The organism is Streptomyces sp. NPDC005202 (assembly GCF_040608235.1).
GTDB lineage: Bacteria > Actinomycetota > Actinomycetes > Streptomycetales > Streptomycetaceae > Streptomyces.
The window spans coordinates 1-1594 of record NZ_JBEXHW010000093.1 but is presented as its reverse complement, the minus strand read 5'-3'; the positions used below and the strand labels follow the sequence as shown (position 1 = coordinate 1594).

The window sequence follows — 1594 nt, the reverse complement described above, 5'->3', positions numbered from 1 at the left end:
CCAGCAGACCCCGCACCGCGGACCCGCGGATTCCGCCCACACCCCACACCATCAGGCGACCACAGAACGGCTCAAATACTCACGAACCGCCCTCTAAGAGCATTCGGCGACGAGGACGCCGCCCGTGCCCTCACCGCCATCGCCGGCGAGTTCCAGTGAAGTTGATGCTCCTGCGCTGGCTTCTCGATCCGGTCACCAGCTTGCTGGCGGTGCGACTCCGTGCCCAGAACCACGGACGTATGTCGTACGAGGCGGCCTGGCGGCTAGCCCGCGTCACGCGGCACCCTGACGAGATGGGGTATCGCCTGTACGGCCATCTCCCGGAGGACCCCACGGAGGTGACCGAGCCGCCATGATCGCAGCCAGTGTCCCCTAACCGCCCAACGTGAACGTGGCTGCGGGGCAGTCGGCCCCCCTGACCACCTGAGTCGGCGGCGTCTGCAAACTCGCGCTGGCAATCGTTGCCAAGACGCACCCGGGGCACAGCGGCTCTCCGCTCCTGGGAGAAATCTGGGAGATGATCTTCCCTCAGAGACCAATCGAGACCCTGCCACACCGCCTCAGACCAATTCCCTGACCTGCACGTTTACAAGATCCACAGGTGTCGATCTTGCCCGACCCTCATTCGGGACGAAGAGGTCGTGGGTTCAAATCCCGCCACCCCGACGCTGGTCAGAGGGCCAATCGCGTGATCGCGATTGGCCCTCTGTCGTGCTCGGGGGGCCAAACAGGGGGCCAAACGAATTTGATCAGGCCACCGCGTCGCCCTCCTCCTGGCCTTCCGTGTCCTCCCCTCCCTGATCTTCGGCGAAGATGTCATCCATCGCTTCGGCGCCCTGCGTGATCACCGGGCGACGCTGCTTGCGGTAGACCGCCTCCGTGGTGGCTTGGCTGCTGTGGCCGACCAGGAGCGCGATTCGCTCGAGGGGGATGCCGTGGTCTGAGAGCAGGGAAACGAAGCTGTGCCGGAGCTCCCGCGGCGTCCACTCCGGCTTCAGTCCGGCCTTCTTCACGATGGCCTTGAAGTCTCTCCGAACGTTGGCCGCGTCGAGCGGTTCGCCGAATCGGGTCATGAAGACACGGCCGGTCGGGCTCCACTCCATGCCTCTCGATGCCCGCTCCTGCTTCTGCCATCGCATGTGCTCTTCGAGGACGTCAACCACCTGCTTCGGCAGAGCGATGGTGCGCCGGCTCTTCCTGGTCTTGGTCTCACCGTGCTTGCGCACCGAACGCCACACTGCGACGTGAGGCGGGATGCCGTCCGTCGTCTCCAGGAAGACGTGATCCCAGGTGAGGGGTGGCGCCTCTTCCGTGCGCACACCGCTGAGAAGCGAGAGCACGAGGTAGGCGTACAGCCGTGAGGGACGCGCGGCGGTGAGGACAGCTTTCGCCTGTTCCAGGTTCAGTGCCTTGCTCGGTCGACCGGGGCGCCCCTCCGGTGCGGTGACGAGTAGCGCGACGTTCCGCGCGGCCTTGTCTCTGCGCTGGGCATGTGCGCGCGAGAAATTGTCAATACTTGTGGATGGCTCATCAGCAACGGTAGGTGGTGAGTGACGAGGCATACTGTCAGTCGTGACGACGTATGACCGCATCG

1 protein-coding gene is annotated in these 1594 nt (G+C 64.9%); it reads right to left on the bottom strand.

The window, feature by feature from the left end:
- Nucleotides 1-749 precede the first annotated feature (749 nt).
- Nucleotides 750-1594: site-specific integrase (locus ABZV31_RS38270; protein WP_355901494.1), on the bottom strand; the 845-nt coding region annotated here is incomplete at its 5' end.